This window comes from Pseudomonas fluorescens (assembly GCF_900636825.1).
Lineage (GTDB): Bacteria > Pseudomonadota > Gammaproteobacteria > Pseudomonadales > Pseudomonadaceae > Aquipseudomonas > Aquipseudomonas fluorescens_BG.
Window position 1 is genome coordinate 4,185,646 of sequence record NZ_LR134318.1, and the last position, 18,022, is coordinate 4,203,667.

Annotated in this window: 18 protein-coding genes and 1 pseudogene; 12 read left to right on the plus strand and 7 right to left on the minus strand. The window is 57.3% G+C overall.

Annotated elements, in window-relative coordinates; genetic code table 11:
- The first annotated feature begins 385 nt into the window (after window positions 1–385).
- A complete protein-coding gene (gene oprI / locus EL257_RS18935; protein ID WP_003183784.1) occupies window positions 386–637 on the plus strand; it encodes an outer membrane lipoprotei OprI in 252 nt (83 codons plus the stop codon).
- A gap of 125 nt (window positions 638–762) precedes the next feature.
- On the opposite strand, the gene EL257_RS18940 is transcribed toward oprI, so the two are convergent.
- From EL257_RS18940 to EL257_RS18950, 3 genes and pseudogenes are all read right to left on the minus strand, one after another.
- A complete protein-coding gene (locus EL257_RS18940) occupies window positions 763–1,731 on the minus strand; it encodes a L,D-transpeptidase family protein (protein WP_126365198.1) in 969 nt (322 codons plus the stop codon).
- 182 nt (window positions 1,732–1,913) lie between these two features.
- The gene (locus EL257_RS18945) at window positions 1,914–2,207 is read right to left on the minus strand and encodes a hypothetical protein (RefSeq protein ID WP_003226812.1); all 294 of its coding nucleotides are present in this window, start codon (window positions 2,205–2,207) and stop codon (window positions 1,914–1,916) included.
- A 57-nt stretch (window positions 2,208–2,264) separates the two neighbouring features.
- A pseudogene (locus tag EL257_RS18950) lies at window positions 2,265–2,552 on the minus strand (arylesterase); the annotation flags it as partial.
- A gap of 46 nt (window positions 2,553–2,598) precedes the next feature.
- Between EL257_RS18950 and EL257_RS18955 the strand changes: the two are divergent.
- From EL257_RS18955 to EL257_RS18985, 7 genes are all read left to right on the plus strand, one after another.
- Window positions 2,599–4,050 carry a tyrosine-type recombinase/integrase gene (locus EL257_RS18955; RefSeq protein WP_126365200.1) on the plus strand — a complete coding sequence of 484 codons (1,452 nt, stop codon included), beginning with the start codon at window positions 2,599–2,601 and terminating at the stop codon, window positions 4,048–4,050.
- A 210-nt stretch (window positions 4,051–4,260) separates the two neighbouring features.
- Complete coding sequence (hxsA2, locus tag EL257_RS28490) at window positions 4,261–4,545, plus strand: His-Xaa-Ser repeat protein HxsA2 (protein ID WP_095007815.1); 285 nt, start codon at window positions 4,261–4,263, stop codon at window positions 4,543–4,545.
- Complete coding sequence (gene hxsD, locus EL257_RS18965; protein WP_095007814.1) at window positions 4,545–4,847, plus strand: His-Xaa-Ser system protein HxsD; 303 nt, start codon at window positions 4,545–4,547, stop codon at window positions 4,845–4,847. The genes hxsA2 and hxsD overlap by 1 nt, the downstream gene beginning before the upstream one ends.
- Window positions 4,840–6,297: a His-Xaa-Ser system radical SAM maturase HxsB gene (gene hxsB / locus EL257_RS18970; RefSeq protein ID WP_126365202.1), complete on the plus strand. Its 1,458-nt coding sequence runs from the start codon at window positions 4,840–4,842 to the stop codon at window positions 6,295–6,297. The genes hxsD and hxsB overlap by 8 nt, the downstream gene beginning before the upstream one ends.
- Entirely contained in the window at window positions 6,291–7,454 is a 1,164-nt protein-coding gene (hxsC, locus tag EL257_RS18975; protein WP_095007812.1) for a His-Xaa-Ser system radical SAM maturase HxsC, read from the plus strand. Before hxsB ends, hxsC begins: the two co-directional genes overlap by 7 nt.
- Window positions 7,455–7,971: 517 nt before the next feature.
- On the plus strand, window positions 7,972–8,583 hold the full coding sequence (locus tag EL257_RS18980) for a hypothetical protein (protein WP_126365204.1): 612 nt from the start codon (window positions 7,972–7,974) through the stop codon (window positions 8,581–8,583).
- A gap of 190 nt (window positions 8,584–8,773) precedes the next feature.
- Window positions 8,774–9,652 carry a hypothetical protein gene (locus EL257_RS18985; protein ID WP_197722575.1) on the plus strand — a complete coding sequence of 293 codons (879 nt, stop codon included), beginning with the start codon at window positions 8,774–8,776 and terminating at the stop codon, window positions 9,650–9,652.
- A 342-nt stretch (window positions 9,653–9,994) separates the two neighbouring features.
- On the opposite strand, the gene EL257_RS18990 is transcribed toward EL257_RS18985, so the two are convergent.
- A complete protein-coding gene (locus EL257_RS18990; protein ID WP_172604504.1) occupies window positions 9,995–10,600 on the minus strand; it encodes an arylesterase in 606 nt (201 codons plus the stop codon).
- A 10-nt stretch (window positions 10,601–10,610) separates the two neighbouring features.
- On the opposite strand from EL257_RS18990, the gene EL257_RS18995 reads away from it, so the two are divergent.
- The 3 genes from EL257_RS18995 to greB are packed head-to-tail and all read left to right on the plus strand — an operon-like array spanning window position 10,611 to window position 14,330.
- Window positions 10,611–11,294 carry an ABC transporter ATP-binding protein gene (locus EL257_RS18995; RefSeq protein ID WP_007964778.1) on the plus strand — a complete coding sequence of 228 codons (684 nt, stop codon included), beginning with the start codon at window positions 10,611–10,613 and terminating at the stop codon, window positions 11,292–11,294.
- A complete protein-coding gene (locus EL257_RS19000; RefSeq protein WP_126365209.1) occupies window positions 11,294–13,798 on the plus strand; it encodes an ABC transporter permease in 2,505 nt (834 codons plus the stop codon). Before EL257_RS18995 ends, EL257_RS19000 begins: the two co-directional genes overlap by 1 nt.
- A 34-nt stretch (window positions 13,799–13,832) precedes the next feature.
- Window positions 13,833–14,330, plus strand: coding sequence for a transcription elongation factor GreB (gene greB / locus EL257_RS19005; protein WP_126365211.1), 498 nt, complete (start codon window positions 13,833–13,835; stop codon window positions 14,328–14,330).
- A 6-nt stretch (window positions 14,331–14,336) separates the two neighbouring features.
- On the opposite strand, the gene EL257_RS19010 is transcribed toward greB, so the two are convergent.
- The 3 genes from EL257_RS19010 to EL257_RS19020 all read right to left on the minus strand — a co-directional run bounded on the left by EL257_RS19010 (window position 14,337) and on the right by EL257_RS19020 (window position 16,864).
- Window positions 14,337–14,645, minus strand: a complete 309-nt coding sequence (locus tag EL257_RS19010; protein WP_126365213.1) for a class I SAM-dependent methyltransferase — start codon at window positions 14,643–14,645, stop codon at window positions 14,337–14,339.
- Window positions 14,646–14,894: 249 nt separating this feature from the next.
- On the minus strand, window positions 14,895–15,329 hold the full coding sequence (locus EL257_RS19015) for a DoxX family protein (protein WP_126365215.1): 435 nt from the start codon (window positions 15,327–15,329) through the stop codon (window positions 14,895–14,897).
- Between the two features lie 113 nt (window positions 15,330–15,442).
- Complete coding sequence (locus EL257_RS19020) at window positions 15,443–16,864, minus strand: transglycosylase SLT domain-containing protein (RefSeq protein ID WP_126365216.1); 1,422 nt, start codon at window positions 16,862–16,864, stop codon at window positions 15,443–15,445.
- A gap of 235 nt (window positions 16,865–17,099) precedes the next feature.
- Between EL257_RS19020 and EL257_RS19025 the strand changes: the two genes are divergently transcribed.
- Window positions 17,100–17,906 (plus strand): TatD family hydrolase, encoded by an 807-nt coding sequence (locus tag EL257_RS19025; protein WP_126365218.1) that lies wholly within the window; start codon window positions 17,100–17,102, stop codon window positions 17,904–17,906.
- Window positions 17,907–18,022: the final 116 nt, after the last annotated feature.

The following is an 18,022-nucleotide window of genomic DNA, read 5'->3' on the forward strand; positions in this document are numbered from 1 at the left end:
GAACATTGCCGGATGTTGAGACTTAAGACGCGGAACCTTTTTTTAAAGTCACCTCAACATGCACAAAGATAAGCGAAGCAGCACGCAGAATCGGAACAAAAGTGTGGACGAATTCATCTAGAAAGACTTTAGACAAAACTGCGAAAACAACACATCACAAAGGGAACTTTTTCTGATTGAGTCGCTCTGTACGGGGCCTGTAGCTGGATGTTTTTTATCCAGTGCAGTTAAAAGTTGCTCGAAAAAGAATCAGCGCCTACAATTTTTTTTGCTTCTTGCGCTACGTCAGTTTACTTACTACAAGTAATGGGTAGTATGTACGCCGGCTATTTCCTCAATCGTGAGGAGACAGTCACTTAATTGAAAGTCCTTGAAGGGGAACACGATGAACAACGTTCTGAAATTCTCTGCTCTGGCTCTGGCCGCAGTTCTGGCTACCGGTTGCAGCAGCGCATCGAAAGAAACCGAAGCACGTCTGACCGCTACTGAAGACGCAGCTGCTCGCTCCCAGGCTCGTGCAGACGAAGCTTACCGTAAAGCTGATGAAGCTCTGGCTGCTGCTCAAAAAGCACAACAGACTGCTGACGAAGCTAACGAGCGTGCTCTGCGCATGCTGGAAAAAGCTAGCCGCAAGTAATAGTCCTTCGGGATTGTTATCGAGCCGACCCATTTTTTGGGTCGGCTTTTTTGTGCCTGGAGTTTTTGTCCGGGCAATAAAAAACCCGCCGACGCTGCTCGCATCGGCGGGTTTTGTCAGGGCTGTTACTGCAGTTCGACCGGTGTGCTCGAGACCATCGGCGCTGCCGCATTCGGCGTGCCGATTTCGGTAGGCAGACCATCTTCGGCCGCAACCACGTCACGCACCACATCCCAATCCATACGCAGGTTATTGGTGACGTCTTCACGCTTGAGCATCGCGTTGATTACCGCGGTGTGCTTGTCGACCACTGACGGGTTGCCCTTGTCGTCGATCGGCGTGTGCGCTTCCAGGTAAACCTTGCCATTGCTGCGACCGAACTTGTACGTGTCGTTGAGGATGCGCACCGACGTGCCGACCGGCACCATGCTGGCCATTTCCAGCACGTTGTTGTTGAACATGCGGAAGCAACCGTGGCTGGTACGCATACCGATGCCGAATTTCTTGTTCGAACCGTGGATCAGGTAACCCGGCGTGCCCAACGTGAACTTGAACGGCCCCAGCGGGTTGTCAGGACCGGCCGGCACCACATTGGGCAACGGATCACCGTCGGCGGCGTGTTCCGCCTTGATCGAGGCCGGAGGCGTCCAGGTCGGGTTCGGCGTCTTGGCAATGATCGAGGTGTGCGCGATTGGCGACCCCCAGCCTTCACGGCCGATGCCCAACGGGAAGGTGTAAACCACGTCCCGGCCTTTCGGGTAGTAGTAGAGGCGGTATTCGGCCAGGTTGATGACGATGCCTTCACGCGGGCCCGGCGGCAGGATGAACCGCGTCGGCAGGACGATCTCGGTGCCGGCGCCCGGCAGCCAGGCGTCGATGCCCGGGTTGGCCGCGACCATTTCCGAATAGCCCAGATCATAGGTGGTGCCCAGATCGGCAAACGTGTCTTCGTACTTGGCTTTGATCACCTGCACCTGGCCGATGATGTCCTCACCGGGCGGAGGCAAGGGAAACTCCAATGCAGCAACGGGACCGGCCACACACAGGGCGGCAAGTGACAGGCAGCGGGTGACGGCAGGAAAGCGCGGCAACATCCGGAAAATCCTTCGCATGATCATCAAGGGTATAAGGGCGCGATTGTACACCGCGGCTTGGGGATTCGGGAGAGACGCCGATAGACCGTGTCGCGTCTTGAAAAGATCGCAGCCTTCGGCAGCTCCTACATTTGGAATGTATTCCCCCTGTAGGAGCTGCCGCAGGCTGCGATCTTTTGACCTTAAAGCTCGAACCGCAACTCAGGCCAGATCGGCGAGGTGCCGCGCTTCTGCGACTCCAGAATCGCCCGGCACAGCGAGCACAGGCGCTGATCCTGAAACACCCGGCGGTCGACGCTCGACCAGCGCGGTTGTGCCGGCAGCAGACTCCCACAAAGTGTGCGATCCGCCGAGCCACCGAGCTCCAGCTGACGCGTCACCAGATGCACCCGCACTTCCTGGCAGGCGAACAGGTCCAGCTGCTCGTCAGGCTCGATCAGTTGGTAGGCAAACAGGGACCAGGCAGGACGCGGCATCGGGGGCTCCAAATAAGGGGGCGCCACATTAGCCGAAAGCCTGCCACTAGAAAAGCCTCATAACAGCGGTTTCAGCGTCGGCCAGACATTTTCCAGCAACTTGCCCTGAGCCCCGGCTGCCGGGTGCAGGCCGTCAGCCTGCATCAGGTCCGGATGCCCACCAACGCCTTCGAGAAAAAACGGCACCAGCGGGATCTTTTTATCGTCGGCGAGTTTGCCGTAGACCTCGGCGAAAGCCTCGGTGTAGCGCTTGCCGTAATTGGGCGGCAGTTGCATGCCGAGCAACAGCACCTTGGCGCCACTCTGGCGCGAGCTGTCGATCATCGAGGCAAGATTTTGTTGCAATCCCTCCCTGAGGACAGGAACCCAATAAACTCAAGGGTTCCGACTAATGACCACCTCCAAACATCCTCAAAGTGGGACAAACCTGTTACAAACCGCCCTCGCCAAGCCGTACCACTATCGTCGGTCTGGTCGCTATTACCTTCGGCTCCGACCTCAGGGCACCGCTAAGGGCTTCTTCACGCTATCGCTCAGAACTACCGACAAGGCCACCGCAATGACCATCTCCCAAGAAATCCTCCAGACCCTCAAGGCCTTCCACTTCGACAACCCAGCGGCCACTTGGGACGAACTCCGTGAGCGTCTGGTAGACATTGCTGAAAGCTGCTTAACGATGGCCCATGGGGATGGCTCTTTGGTGGCCTACGAGATGATCCACGATGAGCAGCATGTTGCCCTCCGTGAGGCCAGCGCCAAGCTACCGCTGAGCGTCAATCAGCAAAAGGCCGTGAGCAAGGCATTGGAGATCCTTGAGGCAGCTCAGGAGCGCTTGGAAGGCCGACCGGGGAAGCTGGTCGAGATCGTAAGGGACCTCAAGGGCGAAGCTTGTAGCACGCCTGTAGCCTCGTCTCCATCCCTATCTGTTTTACCGCCTCAAGAGCCCCTAACGTGGGACTACCTGTCCAACCAGTACCTGACCGAGCACAGCGTCAACATCAAGGATTCCACCAAGGCGAGCATGTTGGTCAATTACAAGGCCATCAAGGGCGCCTTTGAGGAAACCGGATTGACGGACTTGAGGAACCACAACCGGGACCACATGGTGGCAATCAGGACGGCCTTGCTTGTGGGTCGTCAACACTCAACCGTGAACAACATCCTAACCAAGATGATGACCGTCATGGACTGGGCAGTGGATAACGACTACTTGACCAAGGCTTACACCTCCAATCTCAAACTGACCAAGGGAACCGATAGCAAGCGTGAAGGCTTCACCAAGGATCAAGTAGTCGCCCTCATGAACCATTCGGCAAAACTGCCAGCCGACTCATGGGAACGCTGGGGCCTGTCCCTTCTGGCAATCACTGGGGCTCGTGTCGGAGAGATCGCCTACCTGACCAAGCAGGACATCAAGCAGGTCGATGGCCTCTGGTGCATTCATATCAATGAAAATGGCCCCAACAAGTCGATCAAGAACAAGCACAGCGACCGAACCATTCCCCTGATTGACGGCGCATTCAACACGTTTGAGCTGAAAGAGTTCCTCAAGGCTGTCGAAGCGGGCGCCCTACCTTCTGATCATGGCGTCAATCCAGTGAAGGCCAGTAAGAACCTCGGTCTCTTGATGAAGGAAATCCTTGGGGAGACCCGTGAGACAACCCAGACGCTGCACTCGCTGAGACACTTCTTGTCGTCCGCCCTGCAAGCTGAAGGGGTTCCCGTAGCTTTCGCTCAAGCCATCACCGGGCACTCATCGCGCACCATCACATTCGGGACCTATGGCTCTGCAATTCCTGTAGGGAAGCTCGCTGAGGAACTCAAGAAGGTGCTCAAGGCATAGACCCAGCGGGAGCACGAGGATATTTGGCGCCAGTAACGAGCTGAGCTCAGCAGGACGCTGCATAAGGCTGTACTACAAGCTACCCACGCTGAGAGCCATCCGTCGGATTGTCACCGCGAAAAACGCCATTAATCGATTGCACATTGACATCATAGATGCGCGTCACCGAGACTAACCAAATAACCATCACAGCGATAGGGATATCCCGCAATGAAAAAGCGCTCCTTCCTGGTTCCCCTGGCCACTCTGGCCGCAGCCATAGCTACAGAACAGGCTTCCGCCCTAACTTCTCATGACGTTGTCGAGCCCAGCTCAGAAGCCAAGAACACATTTCAAGCTGAAGCTCAAAGCGAGAATCTTTCTGTTCGCGGTGGCAATGATCTGTTCGCCTTCGTTCTCAAGCGCGGGGATCAGGGGCAACTGATGGCTTACCACAGTTCCCATAGCTCCCACTCTTCGCACAGCTCCCATAGCTCCCACTACTCGGGTCGATAATGGCTTTCTCTCATACGCTCGTCTTTGATGAGCGGCTTTATGACGCACAGGTTTTGCAGAAAGCTGCTTATCGATCGATCAATGCCCTGACGGTTGATATCACACCCGATGAGGGACAGTTTATCTGCGCTTTGTCATCGAATATCGGCGTGGACGAGCCGTCCTTTCTGTCTGCCATCCAAGAGTTCAAGAAGGATGTGCTCGACTATCAGCTGCGCCACCGATTGGCAGTTGAGACGCAGCCGATCAAGAACCTGATCCTCGGACTGGCCTTTTCAAAAACCGGGCTTATTAGTGAGTAAATTCCAAAAGCTGGAGTTCTACGCGCAGCAACGTCCCTACGAGTTGCTGCCCTTTAAGTTCGACCGCCTGAATGACGACGAGTATGTCATTACCAACATGGCAGGCGAATTTCATGTCATACCGGTGCCGATGCTGGAACCGATCATTAGCAAGACGCTTCCGCTCTCATCAGAGCTAATCCCTACGCTTCGGTCCAAGCAGTTCATTCGCTTCACCAATGAGCAAGCACCACTTCAGCTCCTGGCACTCAAGATTCGCACGCGATTGTCCAGGCTGGCCGAGTTCACCAATCTGCATATCTTTGTAGTGACTCTTCGGTGCGACCATAGCTGTCCATATTGCCAGGTTTCAAGGCAATCGGAGAGCAAAGGCGAATTCGACATGACCACAGAGATGGCAGACAAATCGCTGGATTTCGTCTTTAGGTCTCCCAATCCAGCCATCAAAATTGAATTTCAGGGTGGCGAGCCGCTGCTGAACTTCGAGATGGTGAGGTACGTTGTTCTTGAGGCCAAAAAACGTAACGTCAAGGAAGGACGTGACCTACAGTTCGTCATTGCGACCACGCTTTCGCTACTGACCGATGACGTGCTCGACTTCTGTAAGCAGCACAACATCGTGCTTTCATCTTCGCTCGACGGGCCAATGGATCTGCATAATGCAAATCGCCCACGACCAGCCCGAGATAGTCATCAGCGTTTCGAGGAAGGCTTGAAGAAAGCCCGTGCAGCCCTCGGCTATGACCAAGTGTCAGCCCTGATGACAACCACAGATATAAGCCTGCCACGAGCACGCGACATCATTGATGAATACTTGCGTCTGGGCTTTGATGGCATCTTCCTCCGCACGCTCTCCCCTTACGGTTTTGCGATCAAGACCAAAAAATTCATGTCGTATGACACGGAGCGCTGGCTGGAATTTTACAAGGAAGGCCTTGAGTACATCATTGAGCTAAACAAGTCCGGCATACGATTTGTAGAGCAGTATTCTTCGCTCGTGCTGACAAAAATGCTGACATCAGGGGACCCTGGGTTTGTTGATTTGATGAACCCTGCCGGTGCTGGTATCGCAGCCATCGTGTTCAACTACGACGGATCGGTCTACGCCTCAGATGAAAGCCGTATGCTTGCCGAAATGGGTGATCATACGTTCCGTCTGGGCAACATTCTTGAGCACTCGTATGAGGAGATCATCCTCTCTGATCAGCTTCTGGATGCACTGGAAAACTCTTTCACCTTAAGCGCTCCAATGTGCTCTGACTGTGCATTTGAACCTTACTGTGGAGCGGAGCCCGTCTACCATCACGCCATTCACAAGGACGTGGTAGCAAGAAAACCTGAGTCCTCTTTCTGCAAGCGAAATATGGCGATTTTCAAGCATCTCATTGAGCTGATGGGAAGTGATGAGCAAACAAAACGGATTTTTATGGGTTGGGCCAACCGATGCTGAAACTCGGCGGAAAGATTATCCGCATCCATGCGGTTGATGTTCATAGGGACCTCACTCTGCTCAAGGTGTCGACCAGCCGGAATTTGCCTGAAGTCTTGCGACGGGAAATAGCCTACTTGGTTTCCGATCAGGAGATCCCCCGAGGATTCGCGCACTACCTTCTGCTTGAGAAACATCGGCAGTTGGTTGAGGTACTGCCTTCCGACTCTGATTACTCGATCCTACCGAATGACTACAGCTACATCGGTGACGGTGACGTTATCCGGCTTTCAGCAGATCGACAGAGCATTAGCGTGCTATTTCGAGCGTCGTCGCCGCACAACAGCATCCTGGTCACCGAGCAGTGTAATCATTACTGTCTTATGTGTTCACAACCGCCTAAGGCAGCTGATGACTCGTGGATACTTGACGAAATCGAGAGCCTGATTCCACTTATTCCAAAAGATACCCGCGAACTGGGGTTTACTGGGGGCGAGCCGACAACCAATCGGGAGCGCTTCCTTAAGATCATCAGCCTGACAAAAAGTTATCTGCCGAGAACCGCAATCCACATTCTCTCGAACGGGCGCAGCTTCAAAGACCCAGCGTTCGCTGAAAAGTATGCGCAGATTGAATTGCCCGACGCGATGATCGGAATCCCTGTCTACTCAGACGATCCGACGCTGCATGACTACATCGTCCAGGCCCAAGGCGCATTCGATGAAACCATTCAGGGCATTCTCAATCTGAAGCGCTTGGGCCAGAAAGTTGAGATCCGAGTCGTCATTCACAAGCTATCGGTGCAGCGCCTGCCTGAACTGTGTGAGTTCATCGCACGTAATCTGCTGTTTGTTGACCATGTAGCGCTGATGGGCCTTGAGATGATGGGCTTCACCAGGGCCAATCTCGATGAGCTGTGGATCGACCCAGTCGAGTACAAAGACACGCTCAGCAAATCGGTTGGCATTCTGGCCAAGTACGGCATGAATATCTCGGTCTATAACCATCAGCTGTGCTTGGTGAATCCAGACATCCAGCCCTACTACCGCAAATCAATCAGCGACTGGAAGAATGAGTACGCGCCTGAGTGCCAGAGCTGCACAAAACAGCGAGAGTGCGGGGGCTTTTTCGCATCAGGTGTTAAATTCGGCTACAGCAAGCACCTAATCCCATTCTGACTTTGGCTTCAAATCTGTCAGCAGCACAACACCTCGATGCGAGCGATTGGCTTACCCGTAGCGTTCGCGCAGGCGTTTTTCGGGCATGCTGGACCGTTGAGAAGACCAACGGAGTTGTTTCCACAGTCCTGAGCTGACAGCCAGAAAAATCGACTTCGTGTAACGCTTGTCAGGCGACGATCCTCACCCAGGCAATGCCAATGGGTGGGGCTGAAGTTGCATCGAACCGGCTCAATCTGACGGGCTTCGAAAAACCCTCACTATGTCAGTCCTTCCAAGCTTTACCTGACCACCCAGCGCGGTCCCTCCTCCAATCACCCGAAAAATCGATCTCCTAAAACGCTCACCACACGACGATTCCAACTCAGGTAATGCGATGGGATGGGGTCGCGCTTGCACCTCACCTGCGGTCCTCTGCTGGGTTTGCAAAAGCCCTCACTGTATCCGGCTATGCAAAACCCCTCACTATGGCAACAGGCACTCCCGCTTGTTGATCAGCCAACAGGAGGGGCCTGTCATGATCATCACCCTACTCACGTCCAACCAGCTTGATGAACTGGAGCAGCGAATTGCAGCCCGAGCCGATGCCCTGATTGCAGCTCGAACGGGACGCATCCAGATCAAGCCCAAGCCATCCAACGAGATCACCCCCAGCAACCGAGGCAGACCGCCCAAGTCAATCGCCAATCCTTTCCATGTATTCATCGGCCCACCCACCAGTTATGGTCGTTATCCCTTGTTCGCGATGGACATTATTGAGGGCATCGCACGGTTGGACTGGTATGACCGACGAACCGGTACTGGCGGGAAATCCATGCCGTTGTCCGTTCGGAATCTCGTGGTCATCCTTGAGATGCTCGAAAAGGTGACATCGGAATCTGTCAGCCAGACTCTACGCTTGTCGGAAAGACACGCCCAAAGATACGTCAAGGCAATCGAACTAATCATCCCGCACATGATGAAGGCCAGGCCCAAATCGCTGATTCTCAACATGGAGGAAATCCACGAGCCCGGTAACCGCGACTGGGAAAACGTCGACGAACTGACCCAGCCAAGCACCGATGAATTAGCCAAGTTGCATCACGACCTTCGGACTTTGGGAGCGATTGAATTACCGCCGCATGTATAGAAGATAAACCTTTGGAGACCAGTTCGACCAATTTGAAGGATCCATGCTGATGGTCTCCAGATCGAGGCTGTGGCCTTCCCGATGATTGCACGCATCACGCTGACCGCTTACCCAAAAGAGCCCCGTAAAGCCGACCCAACGTGAGATCGGTTGGAGCTAACTCAGCCCAAATCTGGGCAGTGTTCAATTAATGACCAACCTATTTGCCCGTCGCTGGGCAATCAACCAATCCAGTTCTTCTGATAGCGCCTTTCATGCCACGCCGGTTCCCTTTGTCGGGGTCTGGATGACCGGCTGTGGGTGCGACCTGAAGGGCGCTACCAAAAGGAAATCGACAATGGACATGAACAACACCACCGACACTCTGCTGCCTATCGCTATCGAGGGGCACACCTTCAAGCCAAACACTGATGGCCTGTGGAGCCTCAATGAAATCCATCAGACCTTGAGCCTTGCTGATGCTAAGCGACCTGGCCAATGGAGTAACGAGATCCGAACTGCTCTCGACCATAGTGGAAATTTCCATCTTGCTCATGGTGGCGCCAATCCAGGCACATGGGCAACCGAGGCCGGGACCATCGCTTACGCCATGTGGGTCTCACCTGACTTCTATCTGATGGTTGTTCATGCCTTCGTGACAATGCGCAACGACTCCATTCTGAGCGCCCGTATGGCTCTACTCGCAGCCGCTGAAGCAGACACCAAGCTCGCAAAGGCCATCCCTAAGGTTGATCTCGTAGATCGCCGATTGGCCGGTAACGGTGTCCCTTGGAATGAAGCCTGTCGAATGGCTGGGGTGACCAAGCCTCAACTGGCTAAACAGTATCTGGTCCACATCCAACGCTTCATCTCCAAGGATCACCCGACCGAGTACAAAACGATCCTCAAGCCGTCCGCTACAGGATTCGCTGGGGGCTTCTTCAAGTCCTGCTCAGTGAGCTATGGCAATGACGATGGTTTCCGGGTCACTGCCAAGGGCCTTGCGTGGCTCCAAGGTAAGGCGCAGGAGATCAATACCGCTATCGCTGAGAGAGCCCGTAGGAAGGCCGCTGAGCGCCGCAAGAAATAACCTTAAGGAGAAACCCAATGGACGGCTACAGGCTGCCTATCTGGTCTGCGTGGCTGTCCATCTGGCCTTGTTGGGCGGTAACTACCGTCACCCGGCTGTATGGGCTTTTCAAGGGGCCTTAACGAGAAAATACAGAAAATCTGGGAATGACCTCCTCATTGCATCTACAGGCTCAGGTTCCCCCGTGTGCCCTCGCGCAGGCGCCATAGGGCCCCCTCGCAGGCAGGCGATAAGGACCCTCAACGATGGGACAAAGGTGGGGCAAAGCTGCTACAAAAGCTCTGGACAGGCCCAACGACGGCTCCCTACAATCGGGCCTTCCTGATCCTCTCAGGGATTACTTCAAAGCAGCGGCTTCAGCATCGGCCACACGTTATCCAACAGCCGAGGCTGAGCTTCAGCAGTAGGGTGAATTCCATCACTCTGAACCATGGAAGGCACGCCACCTATGCCCTCCAGCAAGAAAGGCACCAAGGGAATGTCATTCTCTTCGGCTACTTTGGGGAATACTTCAGCGAAAGCAGTCGTGTAGCGAACACCGTAATTTGGCGGTAAGCGCATACCCAAAAGCAGCACCTTGGCCCCCGCCTTCTTCGACTGCTGAATCATGCCAGCAAGGTTTTGTTGCAATTGCGCTGGGGGCATTCCACGCAGACCATCGTTACCCCCCAGTTCGAGGATCACCAGCTCCGGCTTATGCTCTGCAAGCAGCGCTGGCAGCCGCGCCTGGCCTCCCGCACTGGTGTCGCCACTGATGGAGGCATTGACCACTTTATCGTCGAAACCCTCCTGTTTGAGCCGTTGTTCGAGCAACGACACCCACCCCAAGCGGGTATCCAGTCCGAAACCGGCGCTGATACTATCGCCAACGATCAGGACAGTACCCGCCGCTGCGTTCTGGGCCATGCACAACAAGGCCAGGCCAGCACTCAAAAACCATACACGCATCGGATTCTCCATGGGCGCAAGCATTCTCACCGCGAAGAACCTCAGCAAAGTGGTCCCTAGCGCGGAAGGTGAACTGACTATCCTGCACGAACTCAGCCTGGAACTGAACCAGGGCGACAGCCTGGCCATCGTCGGCGCGTCCGGTTCCGGCAAATCCACCCTCCTCGGCTTGCTTGCCGGGCTCGACTTGCCGAGCAGCGGCGAAGTCATCCTCGCCGGCCAAGGCTTGAGCAATCTGGATGAAGACCAGCGCGCGCGTATTCGCGCCGAGCATGTCGGCTTCGTCTTTCAATCGTTTCAACTGCTCGACAGTCTCAATGCGCTGGAAAACGTCATGCTGCCGCTGGAACTCGACGGCCGCAAAGACGCGCGTGAGCGTGCCACCGAACTACTCCAGCGGGTTGGCCTGGGCCAGCGCCTGACTCACTCGCCGCGCCAGCTCTCCGGGGGCGAACAGCAGCGCGTGGCGATTGCCCGTGCCTTTGCCGCCGAGCCCGATGTGTTGTTTGCCGACGAGCCGACCGGCAATCTCGACAGCCACACCGGCGAGCGCATCAGCGATCTGCTCTTCGAATTGAACAAGGAACGCGGCACCACTCTGGTGCTGGTCACCCACGACGAACGTCTGGCCCATCGCTGCCGGCGTCTGATCCGTCTTGAAGCGGGGTTGCTGGTCGCCCCTCTGGAGCCTTGATGGCACGTCTGCCGTTGTTGCGTCTGTTCAGTCTTGCCCTGCGCCAGCTCATGCGCGATGCCCGCGCCGGTGAGTTGCGCGTGTTGTTCTTTGCGCTGGTGGTCGCCGTCGCGGCGAGCACGGCCATCGGCTATTTCGGCGCCCGCCTCAACGGCGCCATGCTGCTGCGCGCGACCGAATTCCTCGGCGCCGATCTGGTGCTGGAAGGCAGCTCCCCGGCCCGCGAGGAACAAATCCGCAGCGGCACCGAGCTGCGCCTGAATCATGCGCAAGTGGTGGAATTCTCCAGTGTCATCGCCACTGACAACGGCATCCAGTTGTCGAGCATCAAAGCCGTCGACCGCGCCTACCCGCTGCGAGGCGAACTGAAAAGCGCCCCGGCGCCCTTCGCCGCCGAAGACATTGGCGGCGAGCCGCAACCGGGTGAAGCCTGGGTCGAGGCGCGCCTGCTGACCGCGCTGGACCTCAAAATCGGCGACAGCATCGATGTCGGCATGAAGACCTTGAAGCTGAGCCGCGTGCTGACGTACGAGCCGGATCGCGCCGGCAATTTCTACAGCCTGACGCCGCGGGTGATGATCAACCTCGACGACCTCGCCGCAACCGGCGTGGTGCAACCCGGCAGCCGCGTAAGTTATCGCGAACTATGGCGCGGCGAGCCGCAGGCGCTGGAAACCTATCGGCAATTGATCAAACCGGGGCTCGCGGCCAACCAGCGAATTCAGGACGCCCGCGACGGCAACCGGCAGATTGGCGGTGCGCTGGGCAAGGCCGAGCGCTACCTGAATATGGCCAGCCTGGTTGCCGTGTTGCTGGCCGGTGTGGCGGTGGCACTGTCGGCCAATCGATTCGCCAGTCGACGTTTCGACGCCAGCGCCCTGTTGCGTTGCCTCGGTTTGTCACGCCGGGAAACCATGGTCTTGTTCAGTCTGCAGTTGACTGTGCTTGGGCTGATTGCTGCGGTCAGTGGGGCGTTGCTCGGCTGGCTCGCTCAACTGGGTTTGTTCGCGCTGCTGCACGACCTGCTGCCGAGCGACGTGCCGCCGGGTGGCCTGTTCCCGGCCATTGCCGGTATTGGCACCGGGCTGGTGGCACTCGCCGGTTTCGCCTTGCCGCCACTGGCTGCACTCGGTCGTGTTCCGCCGCTGCGGGTATTGCGCCGCGACATGCTGCCGATTCCGTCGAGCACGTGGATGGTCTACGGCGCAGCACTCGGTGCGCTCGGGCTGATCATGTGGCGTCTGAGTCTGGATCTGCTGCTGACATTCGCCCTGCTCGGTGGCGGCGTGGTTGCCGCGGTGGTACTGGGCGGGTTGCTGTTATTGCTGTTGCAAAGCCTGCGGCGGATGCTCGCTCGAGCTTCTCTGCCTTGGCGCCTGGGTCTGGGGCAATTGCTGCGCCACCCGTTGGCAGCGGCCGGTCAGTCGCTGGCATTTGGCCTGATTCTGCTGTCGATGGCGCTGATCGCTTTGCTGCGCGGCGAGTTGCTCGACACTTGGCAGAATCAGCTGCCAAAAAACGCCCCCAACTATTTCGCCTTGAACATCTTGCCAGGGGACAAACAGGCCTTTGCCGATCACCTGGTGAAAGTCTCCGCGCAGGCCGCGCCGCTCTACCCGGTCGTGCCGGGGCGGCTGATCAGCATCAATGGCGATCCGGTGCAGCAGATCGTCAGCAAGGATTCGGCCGGTGATCGTGCGATTCAGCGCGACCTGAGTCTGACCTGGGCAGCGGACTTGCCGGCGGGCAACAAGCTCACCGCCGGTGAATGGTGGAACGATCAGCCCACCGGCGACGTACCGGGGGTTTCGGTGGAAGGCAAGGTTGCCGAAAGCCTCAAGCTGAAACTCGGCGATCACATGGTGTTCAATGTCGGCGGGGTCAATCGCGAGGCCCGAGTGACCAGCCTGCGCGAGATCAACTGGGACAATTTCCAGCCTAACTTCTTCATGATCTTCCAGCCCGGCACATTGAAGGATTTGCCGGCGACCTATCTGACCAGTTTCTATCTGGCACCGGGTCATGATCAGCAGATCGTCGAACTGTCGCGCACCTTCCCGGCGGTGACCATCCTCCAGGTCGAAGCCCTGCTCGAACAGCTGCGCAGCATCCTCGCCCAGGTCACTCTGGCGGTGGAATACGTGTTGTTGTTTGTGCTGGCAGCGGGGATGGCGGTGCTGTTCTCTGGTCTGCAGGCGACGCTGGATGAACGCATTCGTCAAGGTGCGCTGTTACGCGCATTGGGTGCCGAACGGCAGTTGCTGATCAAGGCGCGGCGTATTGAATTCGGTTTGCTGGGTGCAGTCAGCGGCCTGCTCGCGGCGATTGGCTCGGAAGTGGTGAGTCTGGTGCTGTACCGCTTTGCCTTTGACCTGCCGTGGCATCCACATCCATGGCTGCTGGTGCTGCCATTGATTGGCGCGGCGCTGATCGGCGGCGCCGGCGTGTTCGGCACACGTCGCGCGCTGAATGCGAGCCCACTGACAGTGTTGCGCGAGGGTTGATAGACTCCAGCGGTCTTAATCACAAGAAGTTACCATGAGCCGTTATCGCCCTCCCCGCACCGCCGGCACCGCGCTGATCACCCCCGAAGGTGAAGCGCGGATGCGCGCCGAGTTCCATGAGCTGTGGCATGTGCGCCGCCCCCAGGTCACGCAAGCTGTCAGTGAAGCGGCGGCGCAGGGTGATCGCTCGGAAAACGCCGAGTACACCTACGGCAAAAAGATGCTGCGCGAGATCGACAGCCGGGTGCGCTTTCTGACCAAACGCCTGGAAGCGCTCAAGGTCGTCAGCGAGAAACCCAGCGACCCGAATAAAGTCTATTTTGGCGCTTGGGTGACCATCGAAGACGAAGACGGCAAACAGTCGCGCTACCGCATCGTCGGCCCGGATGAACTGGATTTGAAATCGGGTCTGATCAGCATCGACTCGCCGCTGGCCCGCGCCTTGATTGGCAAGGCGCTGGACGCGGAAGTCCGGGTGCAGACGCCAACCGGCGAGCAGTTCGTTTACATCGTGGCGATTGAATACCCCTGAGCCGGATCAACGACGGGTAATCAGACCTTGGCGCGCGACGCGGGTCAGTTGCTTGATCATTTCCGGCGCATCTTCTGCACTGGACGCCTGAATCACTGCAAGATCGAAACTGTCATTGGCAAACCGCGCCAGCGACTCGCCGTCTTCAACGAACTGGATCAGGAACGCGGCAGGACCGCCGCTGCGACGTGGCCAGCCATCGAGATAACGCAACAGCGTCGGCTGATGTTTGCCGCCAAGAAGGATTTTCGGGTTGCGCTGGGTGATATGTGCCGTGATCGGCGCGGGACGTGCTGGAGGGCGTAGTGCGTTCATCGTGTCGTGTCTCTGCCTCAAATGTCTGCATGGCAGGTGAGAGGCAACACCGAACCAGCGCTTTAGCGGTATTTCGAAGCCCTGTTCCAGCTTCTGACGGCAACTGTTGAAGTCACCTGGCGCCCCGCAAGTAGCTGTTTAAATCGGCGCATGGGCAACATCCTAGAGAACGTGACCGATCGGTGTCAAGAATCAGCCGCAACAAAAAAAGGCCCGCTCAATGCGGGCCTTTTGCTTGAGCCAGAGCCTTCAACCGGCGATGGCGCGATCCGCCGAAAGCTTGCGGGCGCCTTCGATCAGCACCGCGATGCTGCCGGCCAGCAAGGCCAGGGCGAACTCATAACCGTTGTTGGCCATGAACAGACCGTTGCCGATATGCACCGAGAAAATCGCGACCAGCGAGAGGAACGCCAGACCCAGCGCCGCCGGACGAACCAGCAGACCGATGATCAGCGCCAGACCGGCGAAGAATTCGGTACCGCCCGCCAGCGAAGCCATCAGGTAGCCCGGGGTCAGACCGATGCTTTCCATCCATTGCGCGGTGCCGGCCAGGCCGTAACCACCGAACAGACCAAAGAGTTTCTGCGAACCGTGGGCGGCGAAGATCACGCCGACAGCAATGCGCAGGACAGTCAGGCCGTAACCGGCACGGGTGAACAGAACCTTGTTGATCAGAGAGCTCATGGTGCATTCCTTGTGGTGCAGAAGTGTTTATGTGTTTGGGTTGGTCGCCATATTAATCAGTTTATTCCATGTTTAAAGCGCAAATATTTCGCCATAACAATCGAATTATTAGATTACTTCCGTGTGACCACTTTCTGCTGCGCGGGCTCCAGAGACTCGCGCTGTCGGTCGAATGCCAAGTAGTACTTGTTCACGCTATTAACATAGCTGACCGGCCCCATTCCCACCTGCTCCATGGCGATGCGCTCGACCTGAAAAAACCATTGGTTGGGGTTCAAGCCGCGACGGCGGGCTTCGGCGCGCATGCCCTGCACGCGTTCCGGGCCGATGTTGTAGGCCGCGAGCGTAAACGCCATGCGCTCGCGCTCGTTGAGCTTGGGACTGTTGAAGAACTTGCGGCGGATCATTGCCAGGTACTTGGCACCGGCCTGCACGTTTGCATCCAGATTCTGGATATTGTTGACACCCACCCGTTGTGCGGCGGACGGCGTGATCTGCATCAACCCGGTCGGCCCGCTGCCGCTGCGGGCATTGGGCTGCAAGCGCGATTCCTTGAAGGCCAGCGCGGCGAGGTTGAGCCAGTCCATGTTTTGCGCATCGGCGTGTTTCTGCAGGGTTGGGCGCAACTTCTCCAGACGTTGGCGATCAGCCTTGGCCAGCGGATTGTGCACTTGATACAGGCGTCGGTAGATGCGCAGAAACGCCGCGTCTTCGTTTGAGGGTTTCTTGTAACCGGTGAGAAAGCGATCGATGCTTGCACGCAACATCGACGCGTCGCGTCGCACGAACCAATGCTCCTCGCCCGGCTCGCCGAGGTTGAGTTGCCGGTCGAGACGCAGCTTCGGCAGAATCTTGCCCCAGCGTTCGGCAATCGGTTGTTCGACAATGGTCAGGTGAAAGATCCCGCCCTGGACCATTTCCAGCACATCCTCCACCGCCAGCGTCGGATCGACCCATTCGATGTTGATCGGCGCCAGTTTGTGCAGCGCCAGTTTCTGATTGAGCTGACTGACCGCCTCCCCCGCGGCGCTGCCGGTTGGTAACGCGAGGGTCTTGCCGGAAAGCTGCTCGACTTTGGTGTAGCGCCGCTCGCCCTTGATACCGACCAGCACCAACGGCACATTACTGGCGATCGGTTCGCTGCTGGCGACCGCATAACCGGATGGCAGATCGAGCAACTCGCCCGGCGCGACCATGTCGCCCTCGCCACGCTGCAAGGCACCGAGCAATTGGTCCTTGGCTTTGGGAATGATCTTGAGGGTGACTTCCTGGCCGTCGCGGGCATGGCCGTTGAGGTATTGCTCGAACGCGCGCAGGCGATGGTATTCGACGCCGATGGCCTGGCCCTGAACTTCGCCGGAGCTGTTGCGGCTCTGATTGACCAGCACGCGCAACACTCGGCTGCTGCGGATATCCGACAGGTCGCGCACTTTCGTCGCTGGCACGGCTTGCAGCGGCCCGGGCAGGCGCGCGACCGCCGTCATCGGCAGCAGCAACGCACCACACAACAGGAGCAAAACCGAGGGACGAAACATCCACTCTCCGAAAGGATACGGGGCGATTGCGCCGTCAAATAGGCGACATCACCGGCGAAAACAGAGCGCTTTGTGCGCTGGTAAAGTGCGAGAGACTGGCACAGTGATGGCATTACTGCCACCCCACGGTCTTCCGCGGCCTCAACAGACAGTCATAAGTCATTGTAGTTCTTGGCTTTTCTTATGAATCTACAGCTCTGGTATGCTTTCCGGCCTTCGGCCCGAGGTAGCAACCATGCAACTCATCGATATCGGCGTCAACCTGACCAACCCAAGTTTCGCCGACAAACACCAGGGCGTGCTTGACCGCGCCTATGCCGCCGGGGTCTGCCAACTGGTGCTGACCGGCACCAGCGTCGAGGGCAGCGAACAGGCGCTGGAGCTGTGCCAGCAACTCGATGAAAGCGGCCAGCGACTGTTCGCCACTGCCGGTATTCACCCGCACTCGGCCAGTGACTGGAACGCCGACAGCGCCCGCCGCTTGCGCAGTTTGCTGAAGGAATCGAACGTCGTTGCCGTAGGCGAATGCGGACTGGACTTCAACCGCGATTTCTCTCCCCGCCCGCAACAGGAGAAAGTCCTCGAAGAACATTTGGCAATGGCGGTCGAGCTGCAACTGCCCGTGTTTCTGCATGAGCGCGATGCCAGTCAGCGTTTGCTGGAAATCCTCAGAGATTTCCGCGATCAACTGCCGGCCGCTGTGGTGCATTGCTTCACTGGCGAACAAAAAGCCTTGTTCAGTTACCTCGACCTGGATTTGCACATCGGCATCACCGGCTGGATCTGCGATGAACGCCGAGGCACGCATCTGCATCCGTTGGTCAAAGAGATCAAACCGGGGCGGTTGATGCTGGAGAGCGATGCGCCTTATCTGCTGCCGCGCACGCTGCGACCGAAACCGAAAAACGGCCGCAATGAGCCGGCATATCTGACCGAAGTGCTGCGCGAGGTTGCGCTGCATCGCGGCGAGACCGAAGAAGCACTGGCCGCGCATACCACCGCGTGCGCCCGGGTTTTCTACAACCTTCCGACATTGGTTTGAACCGCAAAAAGATCGCAGCCTGCGGCAGCACCTACACCGGTACGGCGTAAATCCTGTAGGAGCTGCCGGAGGCTGCGGTCTTTTGATCCGCATCAACAAACGGCTCTCAGCATAGC